Here is an 18,497-nt window from a genome sequence, read left to right as displayed (position 1 = left end):
GGCGAGGCGGTCCGCTGCTTGGCGGTGAGGTCCGCCGCCCCGGCCCGCAAGATCGTGTGGATGCCGTAGAGGGATCACCCTTGCGGCCGCGGTGGCCCAGAGTGGCCTGCTGCACGCGGCGTCGGACCTCGTCCACGACCTGGGTACAGGACTTGACGACGTGGAAGGCGGCCAGGACCGCAACAGCGCCTTGTAGCCTCCGAACGGGTCCTGTGCTGCCACGGTGTAGTTCTTGCGGAAGGCGTCGCCGCGGGCGGTGAGCCAGTCCACATAGGCGTTCTCGGATCGGCCCGGGACCAGGTCCCGCAGTCGGGCGTGCACTCGTCCTTGCTCATCGCGGGAGAGGTCATGCCCGTCAACTCCTTCGGACCCTTCCTCCCGAGGTCACCGTGGTGCCCGATGTGTTCGTCGAACCCGCGGCGCTTCACGCGGGATTGTCACTTCCTGCGGGTAGGGGTGCAATCCCCGTCAAACCGGCTCTTCGGACATCCGGTGGGGGTCAGGGGGTGAGTCCGCCGGCGGCGAGGAGCATGCGTAGGCGGTAGTTGTCGCGGTTGCGGTAGCCGCGGGCGAGGCGGCGTGCGAGCTCGACGATCCCGTTCACGGCTTCGGTGCCGCCGTTGTTCGCGCGGCCGGTGGTGAAGTAGGCCAGGAACGCCTCGCGCCATTTGCGTAGCGTGCGGCCCAGGCGCGCGATCTCCGGGATCGGGCAGGTGTGGAACGTGGCCAGGATCTTCTCGGCCAGTGCCCGGCCGTGGGTGGTGTCCCTGGCCTGGTAGGCGGCTCGGAGGTCCTGGGCGCAGCGCCAGGCGATGTAGACGGCTTCGTGGGCGGGGTCGGCCTCGATCGCGGCCGCGAGGCGGTTCAGCTGCTTGTCGGTGAGGTTCTCTGCCCCGGCTCGCAGCAGGCGCTGGATGCCGTAGAGCGGGTCGCCCTTGCGGCCTCGATGCCCGGTGGTGTCTTGCTGGACCCTTCGTCGGACTTCGTCCACGGCCTGGGTGCCGAGCTTCACGACGTGGAAGGCGTCCAGGACCGCGACGGCGTCGGCGAGCTCGTCATCGATCGCGCTCTTGTAGCCCCCGAACGGATCCAGTGCCGCGATCTGGATCCCGGACCGGAAGACCTCTCCGCGCCCGGTGAGCCAGTCGGCGTAGGCCTTCTTCGACCGTCCTGGCACCAGGTCCAGCAGTCGGGCGTGGAGGCGGCCCTTCTCGTCGCGGGTCAGGTCGACCATCCCGGTCAGCTCCTTGGGTCCCTTCCTACGGGGGTCGCCGTGGTGCCAGATGTGTTCATCGACCCCGAGCGAGGTGACCCCGGCGAACCGGGACTCATCAGCGTCCAGCCGCTCCAGTTCGGGTCTGATCGCGCGCCAGGCCGTCTTCCACGCGATCCCGAGCTGGCGTCCCAGCCCGCTGATCGTGGCGTGCTCACGCCGTAGCTGATCGATCGCCCACCCGATCGCGCGAGTCGTGACCGATCCCCGCGCCGCGACCAGGCCCGGGACCTGCTCGCTGAACATTCCGGCTCTTCGGACATCCGGTGGGGAGTAAGGGTGTCGGCGCGGTAGTCCGGGGGTAGGGGTCGAGGTCCCCGATGATCAGTAGCGACCAAGCAACTGTTCGTTCCGGAGACCTCGACGTTGACCAACGCTACGGGGTGCCCTGCGGCACCCGCGACCACGGATCCATGCTCGCGCTGTGACGTGCTGCTCGGCTTGCCGGGCGTGCAGGTCGAGGCGGTGGAGCGCGAGGCGGACCTGCTCGCGGTGACGGTCTCGACGCCGTGGCGTCTGATGGGCTGTCCCGACTGCGGTGTCGTGGCTGCGAGCCGCGGCCGTCGGATGCGGCGCCTCCACGATGTTCCCCACGCCGGGGCACGTGTGGAACTGCTCTGGCGGCAACGATTGTGGCGCTGCCCTGATCCGGGGTGCCCGCGCGGAATGTTCAGCGAGCAGGTCCCGGGCCTGGTCGCGGCGCGGGGATCGGTCACGACTCGCGCGATCGGGTGGGCGATCGATCAGCTACGGCGTGAGCACGCCACGATCAGCGGGCTGGGACGCCAGCTCGGGATCGCGTGGAAGACGGCCTGGCGCGCGATCAGACCCGAACTGGAGCGGCTGGACGCTGATGAGTCCCGGTTCGCCGGGGTCACCTCGCTCGGGGTCGATGAACACATCTGGCACCACGGCGACCCCCGTAGGAAGGGACCCAAGGAGCTGACCGGGATGGTCGACCTGACCCGCGACGAGAAGGGCCGCCTCCACGCCCGACTGCTGGACCTGGTGCCAGGACGGTCGAAGAAGGCCTACGCCGACTGGCTCACCGGGCGCGGAGAGGTCTTCCGGTCCGGGATCCAGATCGCGGCACTGGATCCGTTCGGGGGCTACAAGAGCGCGATCGATGACGAGCTCGCCGACGCCGTCGCGGTCCTGGACGCCTTCCACGTCGTGAAGCTCGGCACCCAGGCCGTGGACGAAGTCCGACGAAGGGTCCAGCAAGACACCACCGGGCATCGAGGCCGCAAGGGCGACCCGCTCTACGGCATCCAGCGCCTGCTGCGAGCCGGGGCAGAGAACCTCACCGACAAGCAGCTGAACCGCCTCGCGGCCGCGATCGAGGCCGACCCCGCCCACGAAGCCGTCTACATCGCCTGGCGCTGCGCCCAGGACCTCCGAGCCGCCTACCAGGCCAGGGACACCACCCACGGCCGGGCACTGGCCGAGAAGATCCTGGCCACGTTCCACACCTGCCCGATCCCGGAGATCGCGCGCCTGGGCCGCACGCTACGCAAATGGCGCGAGGCGTTCCTGGCCTACTTCACCACCGGCCGCGCGAACAACGGCGGCACCGAAGCCGTGAACGGGATCGTCGAGCTCGCACGCCGCCTCGCCCGCGGCTACCGCAACCGCGACAACTACCGCCTACGCATGCTCCTCGCCGCCGGCGGACTCACCCCCTGACCCCCACCGGATGTCCGAAGAGCCAACATTCCGCGCGGGCACCCCGGATCAGGGCAGCGCCACAATCGTTGCCGCCAGAGCAGTTCCACACGTGCCCCGGCGTGGGGAACATCGTGGAGGCGCCGCATCCGACGGCCGCGGCTCGCAGCCACGACACCGCAGTCGGGACAGCCCATCAGACGCCACGGCGTCGAGACCGTCACCGCGAGCAGGTCCGCCTCGCGCTCCACCGCCTCGACCTGCACGCCCGGCAAGCCGAGCAGCACGTCACAGCGCGAGCATGGATCCGTGGTCGCGGGTGCCGCAGGGCACCCCGTAGCGTTGGTCAACGTCGAGGTCTCCGGAACGAACAGTTGCTTGGTCGCTACTGATCATCGGGGACCTCGACCCCTACCCCCGGACTACCGCGCCGACACCCTTACTCCCCACCGGATGTCCGAAGAGCCGTCAAACCCCTACCCGCAGGAGTTCACAAGCCCCCGCCCGAAGTACCCAGTGCCTCGAGGGCCATGTTCCATTTCTGTCCGAACAGGAAGGACCACACCGCATCCCACGTCACGGAATGCGCTCTGGACGCGGGCAAGATCAGGTGGCCCTGCACTACCGTCACCAGCCGTACCTCCGTTGCCGCGGGAACGACGCGCTTGATCCGTTTGCATGGAACCCACGGAACGAGATGTGCCCCGTCCCCTCACCCACGCGCAGCAGCAACCCTGCGATCAAGAAGCCCGGAGATCACGAAGGACATGCCACCCGCGAACCCGCCATGGGGCCAGGCCAAAGCGTGATCGAGGAACACAACCAACTACCCCCTAGCGCGCCTGAATCTTGGCTACTGCGGCGAAATACACTACAGGATTCCGCACATGGGGGCCATATGGGACCTCACGCAACACATTGACTGCCAGGCAGGCCATGACGACGCCATCACTCTGCCGGCACACCTGGAGTCGCCTATCTCCAGGAGACCACCACGTCATCGCGGCGCCGCCGAGGCGATCGCGCCACTCGAGCACCTTCCCGCGCGTACCCGAAGGCGATGAGACACATGATCTCCTCCTCCTCAGGGATGTCAGTCAAGTTCCGCAATTTCGCGGAGTGCACGTTCCGCTTCGACCAGTTAAGCATACAACTCGACACACCCATTTCGTGCAGTCCGGAAACAAACGCCATTCCAGCGAGTGATCCGTCGATCCACGCCTGGTTGCGCTCGCCTGCACCAGAGAACAGCGACAGTCGAGCTGTCAGCACAGCGACGTACGGAACGTCGCGGGAGAATCCTGAGCCACCACCCTGGAGCTCAAGGAGCCGCTCGATCATGCCACGGTCTCGGTAGAGGTGCAGACGTGCGGCCTGGCGATTGCACACCGACGGTGCTGACTGGAAGCAGTCCAGAGCGGCATCGAGCACATCGCTCGGGACCACACGTGAGAGATCGTAGTCACGCACGCTCCGGCGTGAAGTGAACCTCTGGCTGACTGTCGCCGGAGACTCTCCCGCGAACGGGGCGGGAACCGGGGCGACTTCGTCCGAGACTCTGGACTCGTCGTTCCACTGCCGGAGGGCATCGAGGGCAATCACGCCGTGCCCGGCTGCGGCGGCAGCATGAGACGAGTCACTCTGAAGCCCAGCCGGCAAGAGCCTCGCCAACCTCGCCTCCACCGCCGCGCCGAACGGTCGCTTCGGCTCGCGCAGGCTCAAACCCTTCTCTACTCGGTGATAGTCCTTCACCAGCTGGGTCTCGAGAGCAGTGTCATCGAGTTCGTTCGGCACAGCGGAGTCCGGCGGACCCGAGAAGCGTGCGAATCTCACGGCGTCCATCAGCGCCTCACGGTAGCCGTTGGCGCGATCGAAGAGCGTACGGCCCATCAGGGAAACTCTCGACAACATCACTCATTCACCTCTCTACGTGCATTGGCTTCTGCCCTGAGCCGACGGAATCCCGCCCACACAACCCACATCTGATAGATGGCAAGCGTCCCCTCCGAGCACGCAAGCGCCCAGAATGCTCCTGGCACGCCGAATGCGCTATACAGGAGAACGAACGCGACAACCAGGACGATGCCCGACCCCACGGCGCCCCAGAACAATGCGCGGATACGCCCAAGAAGAACCATCACGGAGTTGCCCGTGATGCCAGCCGCAAAGTACAAGGTCACAACGAGTCCGAGTGGGACAGCAACGTCCAGCCCCAGGGACATCGTGCCAGCGGACACTGGCCCGGACGCCAGAGGTATCACCACGATGGTACCCAGGCCTAGCGTGCCACCGACGAGCCAAGCCGCCACAATCCCACGGAGAGCACGCGCCTGGAGATCGCCCGATCCTCTGGACACGCGCACCTGCAGAGATTGCATCAGGGGTGTCATACCTGTGTTGGCCCACCGCAGGAACTTGTCACCAAGCGCTACCGCGGGAGCCAGTGCGGCATTTAGAATCGGACTCACGATCACGGCAAAACTGATTCGTCCGACGTTGAGCAAGGCGGCACCGACGACCGGCAAACCCTCCCGCAGGTGCGCAAGACTCACGCGGAAAGAAGCGAGACGGACATCGACGTCAAGTGCTCGCGCTTCCCGTCGCAAGCGTGAATACGGCCCGAGGACCGCCATACAGGACCCCAGCACGGTCACGAGGCCGAAGACCCAGACTACCCCGACAGAGCCCGCGATCACTGCGCCCACGAGAATCGAGAGCGCTCGGGGAATCGAGTCGATCAGGAGAAGGAGGATCGGCCGGTCGCTTCCGATGAGCACCCATGCGCCGCTCAGTCCGTACACTGCGCCGGTCAGAGCCGAGAGGATCGCAGCCACAGGGCTCGACAATGGGATAAGGAAGCAGGCTGCGACGGCGATGGGGATAACCAAAGCCAAGACGATGAGACGCGGGCGCAATGACTCGAAATAGTAGCGCAAGCGAGCGGGGCGGCTCATCGGTGCGGAACGCGTCAGCCCGATCGAGTTCCAGCTCCAGATCACAGTGGCCCGGCAGAGCTCACCGACTGACTGACCGACCGCGATACTCAGCCAAAGTTCATCACCAACCCCACGGATGAGCAGCGGGATCGAAAAGAGAGTCGCAAGACTCAGAACCACGGGCGAGAGCCCGAGGAGGCTTGCACTCGTGAAGTACGCGCGGACGCGGCTGAGATAGCCGCCACCCTGCGTGCGCACTTAGTGAGACCCGCCCGCGTCGAAGTTGCGCGCAGACAGTTCCTGCACACGGCCCAACGATGATGAGATTGTCGACGCAAACGAGGTGCGGTCGGCCAGGACGGACTCAAGTGCATTCACGATGGACTCTGCCATTCCCGGTGCAGGCTGAACGACCAGCTCAGGAAGTGAGAACATGTCGTACAGACCCTCGACCTTGCCCACAGTAGCCAACGTGACCGCGGGTACTGCGTTGCTAAGGGACATGATGGCGAAGTGCATCCGACCCGTGATGACGCAAGCGCACCCTCTGGCAACCGTCTGCACCTGAGCAGGGGACAGCTGGTTCTCAATCAGGAAGTCCTCGCCCAGGCCTACGCGCTCGACAACGTGACGAATCGCCACCAGGTCACTGTCACCCGCACGGAGCACGTGCGGGACAAACAGAACGCTGACATCCCGCGACCGGAGATGAGAGACAACGGTGACATACTCGTCAAGCAGGTCCTTGTTGCGAGCGATGAACCCACTGACGTTGAGGGCCACCACTCGACGTCCCGCCTCCTTTTGGGAGTCGAGCCAGGACTGCAAGTCAGCGGAAAGGTCAGCCTCACGTCGGTACGAGAACACCACGTCTGCGGCAGGCGTGATAGGTGCAACGTGCGATGCCTGCAAGCGCTCGACGGCGCGCGGGTCACGGGGGAACACCAGTGCACGCTTCGCGACCGACCGCATGAGGGTGGTCACTGATGCGGGCACGTGGTCCGACCAACTGAAACCCTGCACACGAGCCGCCGCGCCGGCGTCGTGGGCAAGCACGACCAAACTAAGACGGGCGAGGCTCGCGTGAGCGTGGCCCCCATCGATGGTGTCCGCACCGGGAACCATCACTTCGCTGGCACTCCCCGCGAGCGCCGCGAACGACCGCACGTCGGGGATCCGCCGGATGAGACCACCGCGGACGAGACGTGGCAGTACGTGCAACCGCACCCGGTGCAGATCAGAGACCGGCACACGAAGCGAGTTGCTGGAGTGCAGGACGATGTCGATCGCACCGTCGGTGTTCGCGAGAATGGCCTCGAACATGGCCTGGTCGCCGATGTTGCCCCGGCCAGACGGTGAGACGAGAACCACGCGATCCCGGCGTTCCGCGGGGAGCACACGCGAAGCTGGGCGCGCGGCGACCCGATCGTGCAACACCAGGAGCTTGGCGTAGGCGGGTGACGCCCACAGGCGGCGGACCCCGGCCTTTGCACGACCTATTGCGACCGTTCGTACTCGGCTGATAGAAATCACAACGCCTCCAAGGACGCAATCGACTGGACATCCCTAATGAGCGCTGCCCGACGCGACTCCAGACGCGAGCGAGCTTCGCGGAGAGTCGCGTCGTAGGCCTCGCGCACTTCGAGGGAGTTGAGCAGGGACGCGACCTGGGCATGGACCCGAGCTGGATCGAAGTCGTTCACGTTGTGCACGTACTCTGGCAGGCCGAGGTCCTGGAAGGCCCCGAAGCCCTTACGTTCGTACGCAAGATGGACCACCAGGTGCCCAGCGTTGAGAGCCATCAGCGCGGCATGCAACCGCACCGCAACGACCACACGCCGCTCGTCGCCCTCGAGGAGCTCACGTCGGGTCACAATACGCCGCGGCGAGATTGACTCGACCGCTGCTTGGTCCTGGTTCGATCCGACGGCACTCTGCACGTATCCGTCGAACGTCTCCAGCGTGTGCGTCAACTCGAGCACGTCTGTGGGCACTGATCCTGCGACGTTGCGCACCGACACAATCGGCGTCGCAGACGGCACTGCGCCGGAACGATCCCGGTACGAGCGCGCTAGGAGCGCCATGTCCGGGGTTCTCACCGTATTGGGCAACCGAACCTCGTGCATCGAGCGGTCGTCTCGGAGATGAATCCGCTGAACGCGCGCGGCGAAGTGGCGGACCATGCCCTGCGATCCGAAGCGCAACGGTCCGATGCTCTGGGGGAGGTAGATCACGGGTGTCTTGGTCATCGATGCCAGAACCAACTGGTAGCCGTGCACCGCCGTGGTCTTCAGCGCCTCGACGGGGTGTCCGAATCGCAAATAGCCGCCACCCACGGCAACGATGAGATCGAACGCATCGAACTTCGGGAAGTCACCACGGAGCGCGGCCTTGAGTGCGGAATCCGGGCGGGAGGGATAGAGGGCGAGGCCGAGCTCACGGAACGAATCGGGGTATTGACATAGCAACTCTACTTGCGGGTCACCAAACGCTTCGCGAACCAACTCGAGTGCCGCGCTGACCAGCAACCCGTCCCCGGCATTGTCAGCGGAATAGCCGTGAATCAGCAACACTCTCATAGCCGGGCCTCCAGCGCAGACCTATAGACACGAATGTGCGCATCGATACTGTCGTCCCACTTGAACCGCTGCGCCCATTCCGGTCCAGACTGTGCTGCACCCGCGAGAAAGTCACTGTCTTGGAGCGCCGCGGCAAGAGAGTTGGATAGGCCCTCTGCGGAGAGGTCATCCAACTCCCAGGAGGGCCCGGAAACCTCCGCGAGAGAGCCACGACGGGAACACGCAACCGGCGTGCCCACGGCCATCGCTTCGATCACTGGCATCCCAAATCCCTCATACAGCGATGGGAAGACGAACAGAGTTGCGCCCTGCATCAACGCAAGCCGGTCCTCGTTCGAAACGAAGCCCACATAGTGGACGTTCCGCGCACGATCGATCGCAGCTGCTGACTCTTCGAAGTTCCACGCCATTCTGCCCGCGATGACCAGCGGGATACCAAGGTCGGCAAGTGGAGTGCGGTCGAACGCTTCACTGAGTGCGATCAGGTTCTTCCGAGGCTCAACGTTTCCGAGGTAGAGAGCGTAGGGGCCGTCCGGCATTGCCTCACGCAACTCCTGGGAGATCCCCTCGGACTCGCCCGGATGATCCACTCCGTGCAGGATGACTTCGATACGAGACGGGTCAACCTGGAAGACGTTCGCGATGTCATCCGCAGCCGAGTTGGACACCGTGATGATCCGATCCGATGAGGCCATCGCACGCCCGACCCGTGATCGCCAGATGAACTCCTGGCGGGGATTGCGCGCAACGTCGATCCACCGACTCGCCACTCCGTGGACTGTCACCACGGAAGCCGTCCGGGTTTTCAGGAGGGCCCCAGTGTCAGCACTGTAGTGAATGACCTCATTCTCGCGCTTCGCGAGACCGGTAGCGGTCTCGGCAACGAGGTTCCCCAGCGCACCCCCCCGCATCGGGATCACGGCAGTATCAACCCCCCTTGCAATCATCCCCTCGCGAATTCGACGAGCGTAGGTCGTATTCCCACCAACATGCCGATCTACGATACGGCCAGGGTATCTAATTAGCACGGCTCTCCCACTCGACTCGTTCTCTCCTGGACACTTGCTCATACAGCCCCAACAGGCGCGTGCGCTGATGTTCCCGACTAAATCCCGAGAGCCCTTCTTCCGCTGCACGAAGGGCCTTTACCCGTTGGCCGCTCGCCTGTAGAGCAGCAAGACCGTCGATGCAGTCAGACGGTGAATTGACGTAGACTGGAAGGTCGATACCCTCGAACGCGCGGGAGCGGCGCACTACCGGCACAGCACCTAGCCGCACGGCCTCGAGGACGGTCACCGGGAAACCATCCCATGCCGCAGTGTGCAGGTAGATATCCGCCCCCGCCAGTGCTCGGTATACCTGATCCCTGGTCACCCATCCGGTGCACGCGATGTCGTGCACCTCTAGGACCGACTTCAGGGCATCATCGCCCCCCACCCATGTTGCCTCAACCTCGAGCCCAGCGGCCCTGGCCTCTTCTATGGAGCGCAGGAAGAACCCAGGGTCCTTCTGCCGGCTAGCTCTACCCACTCCGACAACGCGCAAGGGTCCATCGGTGGTCGGCCGGCAATCGTCAGCGCTTAGCGGAACAGCCGGAGGGACATTGGGCACCATGGCAACGGGACGTCGTGTCATGGGGAAGTCCGACAGTCGCGCCTCGCTCGGCGAACACGCGGCGTAGGCGGTGGTGTTGGTCGATAACATCCACTCGGTGGCGCGGAACGCGCCTCGTATCGCACGGTTCACGTCCAGCCGCTCAAAGGCGAATGCATGAGGCGTGTAGACGATGGGCGTACGCTTCCGATTTACGGCCAACCTCACATAGGCGCCCGCAAAACTCGAATGAGCGTGCACGATATCCGGGCGAAGTTCCGTCACGCTGCGCCTGACGCTCTGAATACGGGCCCAATGAGCTATCGGCATGCGCTCTACGCTCTTGAACGGTGCTAGATCGCTCTCAGCGATCTCCCCGTCAGCCCGAGGCGCGTAGAGTAGTGAGTGCTCGTACTCCGGAGTCGAGTTAACATAATCCAACACCGCGGTTGCGACCCCGCCAGCGTAGGACTCGGAAACATGAAGGACCTGCATTAGCGAAGTGCGCTCCTCGTCATCAGCCGCTTCGTGTTGCCGCCCCCCAAACCGCGCCCGGATGCGCAGAAGACTCCTTGAGTCTACCCGAGCCGCCCGAACGCCGTAGCCTGAGCAGCGAGCCCTGCGCCTCCAGGTAGCGTGAGACTCGCCACGTTGACAGCGCTGCAAGCGACACGCGACCGTACGGTGTTCGATACTCTTGGAGGTTGGATGGCTCGCCACAGCACGGCACAGCCGCTGACCCACCGTGAAGCGCTCCAGTTGGGCGCCGCCCTCATAGCCTGCATCGCCGACAACATCGGAGCTCGAGTCCTTCTGATCAAGGGCGACGTGTTGAGCGCACAGGGCCTTCGCCTCCCTCGCGTCAGCGCGGACGTCGACATCCTCGTAGATCCGGCCCACTTCGAGGCGCTTGTCGCTCGACTCACCGGCGCTGGCGCGGCCAGACGGTTCGAGGCCGCGAACGAAGGCCGAGTGCTCCGGGCGCACTCCGCCACTATGGTGCTGCCTTGGTTGGGATGTGAGATAGACGTCCACGAGTTCTATCCTGGGTTCCTGGCACCGCCCTCCCAAGTCTTTGAAGAGCTCTGGTCGCGCCGTGCACATATTCGGCGAGCGAACAGAGACGTTCCCTGCACTGATGCCTTGGGGAGCTTGGCGATCCACTGCCTTCATTCCGCCCGATCGAATCCGAACTGGATCGACTCCAGCGAGGTAGCCCACTCTATCCGCGCCTTCGATGTCGATAGGATTGGTCGATCCACGATCCAGACCTTCGCGTGGCGCACGGGCTCCACCGGTTCGCTCGAGCAATTGTGGACTGCCCTCGGCGTCTCTGTACCCCTCGACCGCGCCCACGCTGAGCGGGTTGCCGCTTGGGAGTTCCTTGTGGCGCGCTCTTCCCCGGGTGCGGGCAGCCACGTTCGTGCCCTTGCACGCTCAGGGTGGCGCTTCCCGTTGGTCGCGTTTCGACTCGCCTGGCCCCGCCATGAGGACCTCGGTGTCCGCTGGCTTCCCGCGACAGCTGAGCGGAGTGCATACACGCGAGCAAGAATCCGACGCCTACAGTACGGCTTGACCTCCTTTCCGGACATGTGGCGCGATGCCGCGCGCTCCTTTCGCATGCGTTCGGCGCTACGCTCCGGCACTAGCTACCTCGAGAAGGCAGACACGGCGCCGACCATTTCGGTGCCCCGTACTCCTGTGCCTGCACCCGGAGGACAACGTACGCAAACCGTCGCAAACCAGCCAAGAACAGGTACTGGCGGCGCGAATCGGCCGACGACGCCTGAACCGGATCGTCCTGCCGACCTCACTGGCGAGCGCTCCGCGTCCACTCATGATGCCGCGGATTCCATTACCATCCTCCCAAGCGTGATCTGGCACGTCAGTGAGAACCGAGTGTGCGTCGTCAATGCGCTCTCCCTAGTGGGCTTCGTTCCATTGGAAGGTGCAGCCGCCGAACTCTGGCTCGACATCGCCGAAGGGGCGAGGACACGAGGAGAACTCCAGGAGCTCGCTATGATGCGTTTCCCGGAATCGGCGCCCGAGATTCCCAGAGGAGTCGACGACGCCGTAACCCAACTGGCCTCATTCGGCCTGATCTCTACACGTACGGCGCCTTCCTGATCACATCGTGCAGAAATCGAAGTGAGCGGCGCTCATCAGTTCATCTGCGACACGGCGTCGGGACCGCCGCCGGGAGATCGGGCACTCAGTATGCGCCGTCGTTCTCGAAGACGGCCTTCACGGTCTTGGCAATGATGACCAGGTCACCGGCGAGCGACCAGTTCTCCACGTAGTTGAGGTCGAGTCGGATGCTCTCGTCCCAGGTCAGGTCTGAACGCCCGCCCACCTGCCACAACCCGGTGATGCCGGGCTTGATCAACAGGCGGCGGGTGGCGGCGGCGTCGTACTCCTCCACCTCGGCGGGCAGTGGCGGGCGGGGACCCACCACGCTCATGTCACCCACGAACACGTTCCAGAACTGGGGCAACTCGTCGAGGGAGTACTTGCGCAGGAACCCTCCGACACGGGTGATCCGCGGGTCGTTCTTCATCTTGAACAGTGGCCCGGCACCTTCGTTCTGCGCCATCAGCGTCGCCTTGAGCGCTTCGGCGTCCACGCGCATGGAGCGGAACTTCACCATCTTGAAGGTCGATCCGTTGGCCCCGGCTCGCTCCTGGCGGAAGAAGACTGGCCCGCCGTCCCCGGCCTTGACCAGGATCCCGATCACCGCGAACACCGGGAGGAGCACGAGGAGCACTGCGCCCGCGAACAGCACGTCGAACGCCCTCTTGAGGGCGTGTGCGGGCCCGGAGTACTGCGGGAGTGTCACATGCACGAGGGGCAGCCCCTGGACGGGCCGCAGGTGCATCCGGGGGCCGGCCACATCCGTGAGTCGGCTCACGAGGATCAACTCGACACCGTTGCCCTCGAGGTCCCACCCGAGGCGGCGGATCGCGTCACGCCCCCCGGGGAGCTCGCCGGCCACGATCACCGCCCGCAACTCATCCTGCGCCACACGCGTCACGATGTCCCGCTCCGCGATCTCCGGAACGGACGTCCACCCCGGGTTCCCCCACGAGGCGCTCGTGCCCGAGGTCAGGCTGTAGGCGACCGCCCGATAGCCGGCTTGCCGGTTCTCGGCCAACTCCGTCAGCACGCGCCGCACATCGGCGGGCTCGCCCATCACGATCGCGTCGCTCATGCAGCGGCCCATCAGTCGCAGATGGTCCAGCACGCGGCGCGTAATCCAGCGCCCCAGGACCAATAGTGCGAGTCCTAGGGGCAGCGCAACCAGGAAGAACCCGCGGGAGAGCCGGATCTCGAACAGGAACGCAAGGATCGCGGTCACGCCGAACGCCAGGACCGTAGCGTTCACCACGCGGCGGTACTCCTCGCCGCCCACGGCGAGCACCCGCTCCGAGCGACTGCGCTGCGCCGAGAGCGCCACGAGCCAGATGGCGCCGAAGAGCAAACTGATCTCGAGGTAGGAAAGCGGAACCCGGTTGCTCGCCACCGGCTCAGAGAATCCCCCGAACCACACATACTGTGCAGTGAGGAAGGTGAGCGCCATCATCGCTACGTCCGTCGCCAGGATCCCTGCCCGGACCTTCACGAGCCAGGGCAAGCCGGCGATCCCGCCGGATCGTGGCCGCACCTGCTCCGGCCCTCCCTCGCTCACCTCGTCAACCGCCACACTCGTCTGCACCATCCTGTAGCCCGCCTCACCGTGTCGCCTGTGGCCCCCACCGTTCAGCAGATAGGACGCTAGTCGATGGATGCGGACGGCGCTCCCTGAAGGGAGAAAAGTCACATGGATGCAACATGACGCCTCTGGACCTCAGCCATCCCCAAAGGTCGGCATATGCAACAGACGGGCGGCCTCGGCGATGCTCCCCGAGAGCGAGGGGTAGATCGTCATGGTGGTGGCGAGTTCATCCACCGTGCACCGCGTGGTCACGGCGAGCGTGAGTACGTGGATCAGCTCGCTGGCCCGAGGGCTGACCACCACACCACCCAGCACCGACCCGGAACCCTGCCGCGCCACCACCTTGATGAACCCCTCCTCGATGCCCATCATCTTCGCCCGCGGGTTGCGCGAGAGCGGCACCACCCGCACGCGGGCATCATGGGCCTCGGCATCGGCCGCCGAGACCCCCACCGTCGCGATCTCCGGAGAGGTGAACACCGTGGCGGGCACCTTGGAGACGTCCAGCGGCGCCACCGCGTCACCCAGCGCGTGCCACATCGCGATGCGCCCCTGGGTCGCGGCCACGGAGGCCAGCGGGAGCACACCCGTCACGTCTCCCGCGGCGTACACGCCGCGCACGGTGGTACGCGAGACCCGGTCCACCGTGATGTGGCCGCTCGGCGCGAGCGCCACACCCGCCTCCTCCAACCCCAGGCCAGCAGTGTTCGGCACGCCGCCCACCGCCACCAGGCAGTGCGAACCCTCGACCTCACGGCCGTCCTCCAGCGTCACCACCACACCCTCACCGCGGCGTTCCACCGCCGCCGCACGCGACCGGCTCAACACCTCCATGCCGCGGCGCCGGAAGGCGCCCTCGATGAGCTCGGCCGCATCGCCGTCCTCCCCCGGCAGCACACGATCACGGCTGGAGACCAGCACCACGTCACACCCCAGCGCCCCGTAGGCGTTCGCGAACTCCGCACCCGTCACGCCTGAACCCACCACGATGAGTCGCTCCGGCAGTTCCCGCAGGCGATACAACTGCGTCCAGGTCAGGATGCGCTCACCGTCCGGCACCGCGGTCGGGAGCACCCGCGGTGACGCCCCGGTGGCGAGGAGCACCACCTCGGCGGGAAACTCCCGCTCCCGCCCGGGGGTGGTCACCGCCACCCGGTCCGGGGCGAGGAGCCGCCCCTCGCCGTCCACCACCTCGATCCCGGCGCGCTCCAGGTTCGCGCGGATATCGGCCGACTGCTGATGCGCCAGGGTGAGCACCTGATCGTTCAGGCGAGCCAGGTCCACCTCGAGCCCGCTCTGCGGCTGCCCGCGAGAGATCCCCATCCACTCGGCCACCTCGGTCTTGGCGACCATGTTCGCCGAGGCGATGAGGGACTTCGAGGGCACCACATCGGTGAGGACCGCCGCACCCCCGATCCCGTTGCGCTCGATGAGTGTGACCTCGGCGTCGAGCTGCCGCGCCACCAGCGCAGCCTCGTAGCCGCCCGGCCCCCCACCGAGGACCACCACGCGGCTACCGCGCCGGGTGGGCGACGCCCCGCTGCCGGGCGCCGCGGGAACCTGCCCGTCTCCCCCCGAGGGCTCCACGCCGTCGGCCGGGTTCGTCTTCTCGCCAGGGTGTGCCGTCATGAGCCCAGTCTCCCGCGTCAACGGCCGTGCCTGCCACCGCCGCACCGGCCAGCGCCTATGCCCCGCCTATGTACCGCACGCGCGCGTGCACCGGCGCGCACGCGCTACGGTGACCCGGTGAGCACGCACACGCCCGACGGCCTCGACGACCCCACCACCTCGCCCTTCGACGTCGCGAAGAAGGCGGCACATCAGATCGCTGCGGCCACCGGTGTGACCAAGCATGATGTGGCACTGGTGCTCGGTTCCGGCTGGGGCGGCGCCGCCGAGATGCTCGGCGAGGTCGTGGCGGAGATCCCCGCCGCTGAGATCGCCGGTTTCTCCGCCTCCGGTGTGGCCGGCCACGGCGGCACGATCCGCTCGATCCGCATCGACCACGACGAGTCCTCCGAGACCGGTGAGGGCGCCTACGGGCACGACCGCTACGCCCTGGTGATCGGCGCCCGCACCCACTACTACGAGGGCAAGGGCGTGCGCCGGGTCGCGCACGGCATGCGCACCGCCGCCGCCGCGGGCGCCTCCACCGTGGTGCTCACCAACGGCTGCGGCGGCCTCGTGCCGGAGTGGGAGCCGGGTACCACGGTGCTCATCAACGACCACATCAATCTCACGGCGGACAGCCCCCTCGAGGGCGCCACGTTCGTGGACCTCACCGATCTGTACTCCCGCCGGCTGCGTGACCTCGCCCGCACCGTGGACCCGAGCCTGCCCGAGGGTGTGTACGTGCAGTTCCGCGGGCCGCACTACGAGACCCCGGCCGAGGTGCAGATGGCCAAGACCATCGGTGGGCACCTCGTGGGGATGTCCACGGCGCTGGAGGCGATCGCGGCACGCGAGGCCGGGATGGAGGTGCTCGGGATGTCCCTGGTCACCAACGCGGCCGCCGGTATCTCCCCCGATCCGCTCTCGCACGCCGAGGTGCTGGAGGCGGGCGCCGCCGCCGCACCGCGCATCGCCGCTCTCCTGGCGGCGATCGTGCGCGCTCTGTAACAGCCCAGGTCTGCCGGAGCAGATCCGGTTCGGTGCTGAAACGAACCGATGGCCTCGGCACCAGCCTTCTCAGCCCGGAGGGCTGACCCGGGGACGGGTCACGCCTCGCGTGCCGCGTCGTAGCCCGGGAGGATCTGCTCCGCCACGATCCGCTCGAGCACGTCCCGGTGGGCGAACCCCGCGAACGCGGCCGTGAGCGTGGCGGCCTCCAGGTCATCCAACGTCCAGTCCGACTCCGCGGCCAGCAGCGTCATTTCGCGGCTCAGCGTGGTGCCGGACATCAGCCGGTTGTCGGTGTTGATCGTGACGGCGAAGCCCAGGTCCCGCAGCCGCGTCACCGGGTGCGTCGCGATCGCGGACGCCACGCCGGTCTGCAGGTTCGAGCTGGGCGCCACCTCGAGGGGGATCTGGCGGTCCAGCACCCACTGCGCGAGCCTGCCGACCTGCACAGCGCCCTCGGAACCCTCCTGCACGGTGACATCCTCGATGATCCGCACCCCGTGCCCCAGCCGCAGCGCGCCCATCTGCAGGGCCTCCCAGATGGAGGCTGCGCCGTCGGCCTCCCCGGCGTGGATCGTCACGGGGAAGTTCTCCGCCCGCAGCAACTCGAAGGCCTCCCGGTGCAGCGTGGGGAGGAACCCGGCCTCCGGCCCCGCGATGTCGAAGCCGACCACGCCGCGGTCCCGGTTGTCCAGCGCCAGCCTGGCGATCTCGGGCGAGCGGTCCGCCTGCCGCATCGCGGTGATCAACGTGCCCACCGTGATGGTGCGGCCGTCCTCCTGCGCGTCGGCCACGCCGTCGTCCAGTCCCTGCTGCACGGCGTCCACGACCTCCTGCAGGGACAGCCCGCGCTGGGTGTGCTGCTCCGGGGCGTACCGCAACTCGCCGTACACCACGCCGTCCGCCGCGAGGTCCACCACGGCGTCCCGCGCCACGCGCCGCAGCCCCTCGCGGGTCTGCATCACCGCGATCGTGTGATCGAACGTCTCCAGGTAGCGCGGCAGGGAACCGGAGTCCGCAGCCTCCACGAACCACTCACCGAGCGCGTTCACGTCCGTGGTGGGCAGGGTGTGCCCCACCTCCTCCGCGAGCTCCAGCAGGGTCTGCGGCCGCAGCCCGCCATCGAGGTGATCGTGCAGCGACACCTTCGGCAGGTGGGCGATCATGTGCTCGGTCAGGGCGGGGGCGGGGGTGAAGTCGGCGGCGTCGTCGGTCATGGGCACCACGCTACTCGCTGCCGCGTTCCCCGCCCGGCGCCTCGCCCCCGGGGAACACCGAGGAGGGCAGCACGGCCCAGACCACGTGGGTCCAGTTCCCCAGCGCCGCCATCGGGCGCTCCCGCGCCAGCAGCGACTCCACCGTCACCTCACGGATCCGGCCGCTGCCGGGCTCGAAGATCCGCAGGCTCGGCAGGTCACGCCGCCACGGCAGCGCGAGCACCACGTGCCGGGGAAGGGCCGCGGCCGGGGAGGAACTCAGATCGCCGCCGGTGTACAGCAGCACCGGGATCCCAGCGCGGGTCGCGGCCTTGACCGCCTGCAGGATCGTGCGAGCCTGCGCCACGTCCCGATCGTTCACCGGGGTGTGCCGGTAGGTCACTCCGGGATAGCGGGCCTGACGTGCCGCTGCCCACGGCGGGGTCCCCCACCTCGCCGGCCAGGAGAACGGGCCGAGCGCGCGAGAGCGGACCTGCTCGAACACGCGACGTTCGGCGACGGCGATGCGCTCCTGCACACTCGGTGCCTCCAGCTGCGCCAGGGGCAGCCGGGCGAGCTCGGGCGGAGGCTGGGACCCGATCCGGCGCCCCGTGGTCAGCCACGCGGCCAGCACCGGGTCACCGAGGGCGGCGAGCAGCAGCAGGCTGCTCGCCCCGCAGGTCTGCGGTGTGGTCTGCGCGACGAGCGTCTCCGACCAGCGCAGCGGACCCACCCGCGAACTGCGGGTCAGGTTCACCGCCAGGCGTCGCTGCGGTGGCGCGAGAGCGCTGCGGCGCACCGAGGCGGTGTCACGCGCGGCGGGGGCGGCCGGTGGCGCCGTGGGCAGGCGGCGCTCCCCCACGCCCAGCGCGACCAGCAGAGCCCGTGCGGAGGACAGGGTGAGACGTCGCGGCATCCCCTCAG

13 protein-coding genes and 2 pseudogenes are annotated in these 18,497 nt (G+C 66.9%); 3 read left to right on the top strand and 12 right to left on the bottom strand.

The features are described from left to right. Positions 1–499 precede the first annotated feature (499 nt). Positions 500–1,522 (bottom strand): annotated as a pseudogene (locus tag ATL40_RS03210) (ISL3 family transposase); the annotation flags it as partial. A 117-nt stretch (positions 1,523–1,639) separates the two neighbouring features. Here ATL40_RS03210 and ATL40_RS03205 point away from each other — a divergent pair. Beyond that, positions 1,640–2,959: an ISL3 family transposase gene (locus ATL40_RS03205; protein ID WP_425443336.1), complete on the top strand. Its 1,320-nt coding sequence runs from the start codon at positions 1,640–1,642 to the stop codon at positions 2,957–2,959. 20 nt (positions 2,960–2,979) lie between these two features. On the opposite strand, the pseudogene ATL40_RS15670 reads toward ATL40_RS03205, so the two are convergent. The 7 genes and pseudogenes from ATL40_RS15670 to ATL40_RS15665 all read right to left on the bottom strand — a co-directional run. Further along, a pseudogene (locus tag ATL40_RS15670) lies at positions 2,980–3,288 on the bottom strand (ISL3 family transposase); the annotation flags it as partial. A gap of 625 nt (positions 3,289–3,913) precedes the next feature. Beyond that, complete coding sequence (locus tag ATL40_RS03195) at positions 3,914–4,828, bottom strand: nitroreductase family protein (RefSeq protein WP_169925861.1); 915 nt, start codon at positions 4,826–4,828, stop codon at positions 3,914–3,916. Between the two features lie 20 nt (positions 4,829–4,848). Continuing rightward, a complete protein-coding gene (locus ATL40_RS03190) occupies positions 4,849–6,054 on the bottom strand; it encodes a hypothetical protein (RefSeq protein WP_143556847.1) in 1,206 nt (401 codons plus the stop codon). Positions 6,055–6,132: 78 nt separating this feature from the next. Continuing rightward, positions 6,133–7,245, bottom strand: coding sequence for a polysaccharide pyruvyl transferase family protein (locus ATL40_RS03185; RefSeq protein ID WP_143556846.1), 1,113 nt, complete (start codon positions 7,243–7,245; stop codon positions 6,133–6,135). Positions 7,246–7,403: 158 nt separating this feature from the next. Then, the gene (locus tag ATL40_RS03180) at positions 7,404–8,453 is read right to left on the bottom strand and encodes a polysaccharide pyruvyl transferase family protein (RefSeq protein WP_211283052.1); all 1,050 of its coding nucleotides are present in this window, start codon (positions 8,451–8,453) and stop codon (positions 7,404–7,406) included. Continuing rightward, complete coding sequence (locus ATL40_RS03175; RefSeq protein WP_245867191.1) at positions 8,450–9,364, bottom strand: glycosyltransferase family 4 protein; 915 nt, start codon at positions 9,362–9,364, stop codon at positions 8,450–8,452. The genes ATL40_RS03180 and ATL40_RS03175 overlap by 4 nt, the downstream gene beginning before the upstream one ends. 106 nt (positions 9,365–9,470) lie before the next feature. Continuing rightward, positions 9,471–10,541 carry a glycosyltransferase family 4 protein gene (locus tag ATL40_RS15665; RefSeq protein ID WP_143556845.1) on the bottom strand — a complete coding sequence of 357 codons (1,071 nt, stop codon included), beginning with the start codon at positions 10,539–10,541 and terminating at the stop codon, positions 9,471–9,473. A gap of 1,377 nt (positions 10,542–11,918) precedes the next feature. Here ATL40_RS15665 and ATL40_RS15325 point away from each other — a divergent pair. Continuing rightward, positions 11,919–12,173: a hypothetical protein gene (locus ATL40_RS15325; protein WP_245866653.1), complete on the top strand. Its 255-nt coding sequence runs from the start codon at positions 11,919–11,921 to the stop codon at positions 12,171–12,173. Positions 12,174–12,258: 85 nt separating this feature from the next. Here the strand turns inward: ATL40_RS15325 and ATL40_RS03165 are convergent, their stop codons facing one another. Both ATL40_RS03165 and ATL40_RS03160 read right to left on the bottom strand, forming a co-directional pair. After that, on the bottom strand, positions 12,259–13,761 hold the full coding sequence (locus ATL40_RS03165; protein ID WP_098468275.1) for a sugar transferase: 1,503 nt from the start codon (positions 13,759–13,761) through the stop codon (positions 12,259–12,261). 129 nt (positions 13,762–13,890) lie between these two features. Then, positions 13,891–15,387 (bottom strand): NAD(P)H-quinone dehydrogenase, encoded by a 1,497-nt coding sequence (locus ATL40_RS03160; RefSeq protein WP_098468274.1) that lies wholly within the window; start codon positions 15,385–15,387, stop codon positions 13,891–13,893. A 117-nt stretch (positions 15,388–15,504) separates the two neighbouring features. Between ATL40_RS03160 and ATL40_RS03155 the strand changes: the two genes are divergently transcribed. Next, positions 15,505–16,377 (top strand): purine-nucleoside phosphorylase, encoded by an 873-nt coding sequence (locus tag ATL40_RS03155; RefSeq protein WP_245866649.1) that lies wholly within the window; start codon positions 15,505–15,507, stop codon positions 16,375–16,377. A gap of 98 nt (positions 16,378–16,475) precedes the next feature. Here ATL40_RS03155 and ATL40_RS03150 read toward each other — a convergent pair whose 3' ends face one another. Both ATL40_RS03150 and ATL40_RS03145 read right to left on the bottom strand, forming a co-directional pair. Next, complete coding sequence (locus tag ATL40_RS03150; protein ID WP_098470241.1) at positions 16,476–17,594, bottom strand: adenosine deaminase; 1,119 nt, start codon at positions 17,592–17,594, stop codon at positions 16,476–16,478. A gap of 10 nt (positions 17,595–17,604) precedes the next feature. Beyond that, positions 17,605–18,489, bottom strand: a complete 885-nt coding sequence (locus ATL40_RS03145; RefSeq protein WP_098468272.1) for a hypothetical protein — start codon at positions 18,487–18,489, stop codon at positions 17,605–17,607. Positions 18,490–18,497: the final 8 nt, after the last annotated feature.

Source organism: Serinibacter salmoneus, assembly GCF_002563925.1.
GTDB classification, from domain to species: Bacteria; Actinomycetota; Actinomycetes; order Actinomycetales; family Beutenbergiaceae; genus Serinibacter; species Serinibacter salmoneus.
The sequence above is the reverse complement of the archived record's forward strand: the minus strand, read 5'-3'. Positions and strand labels throughout refer to the sequence as shown.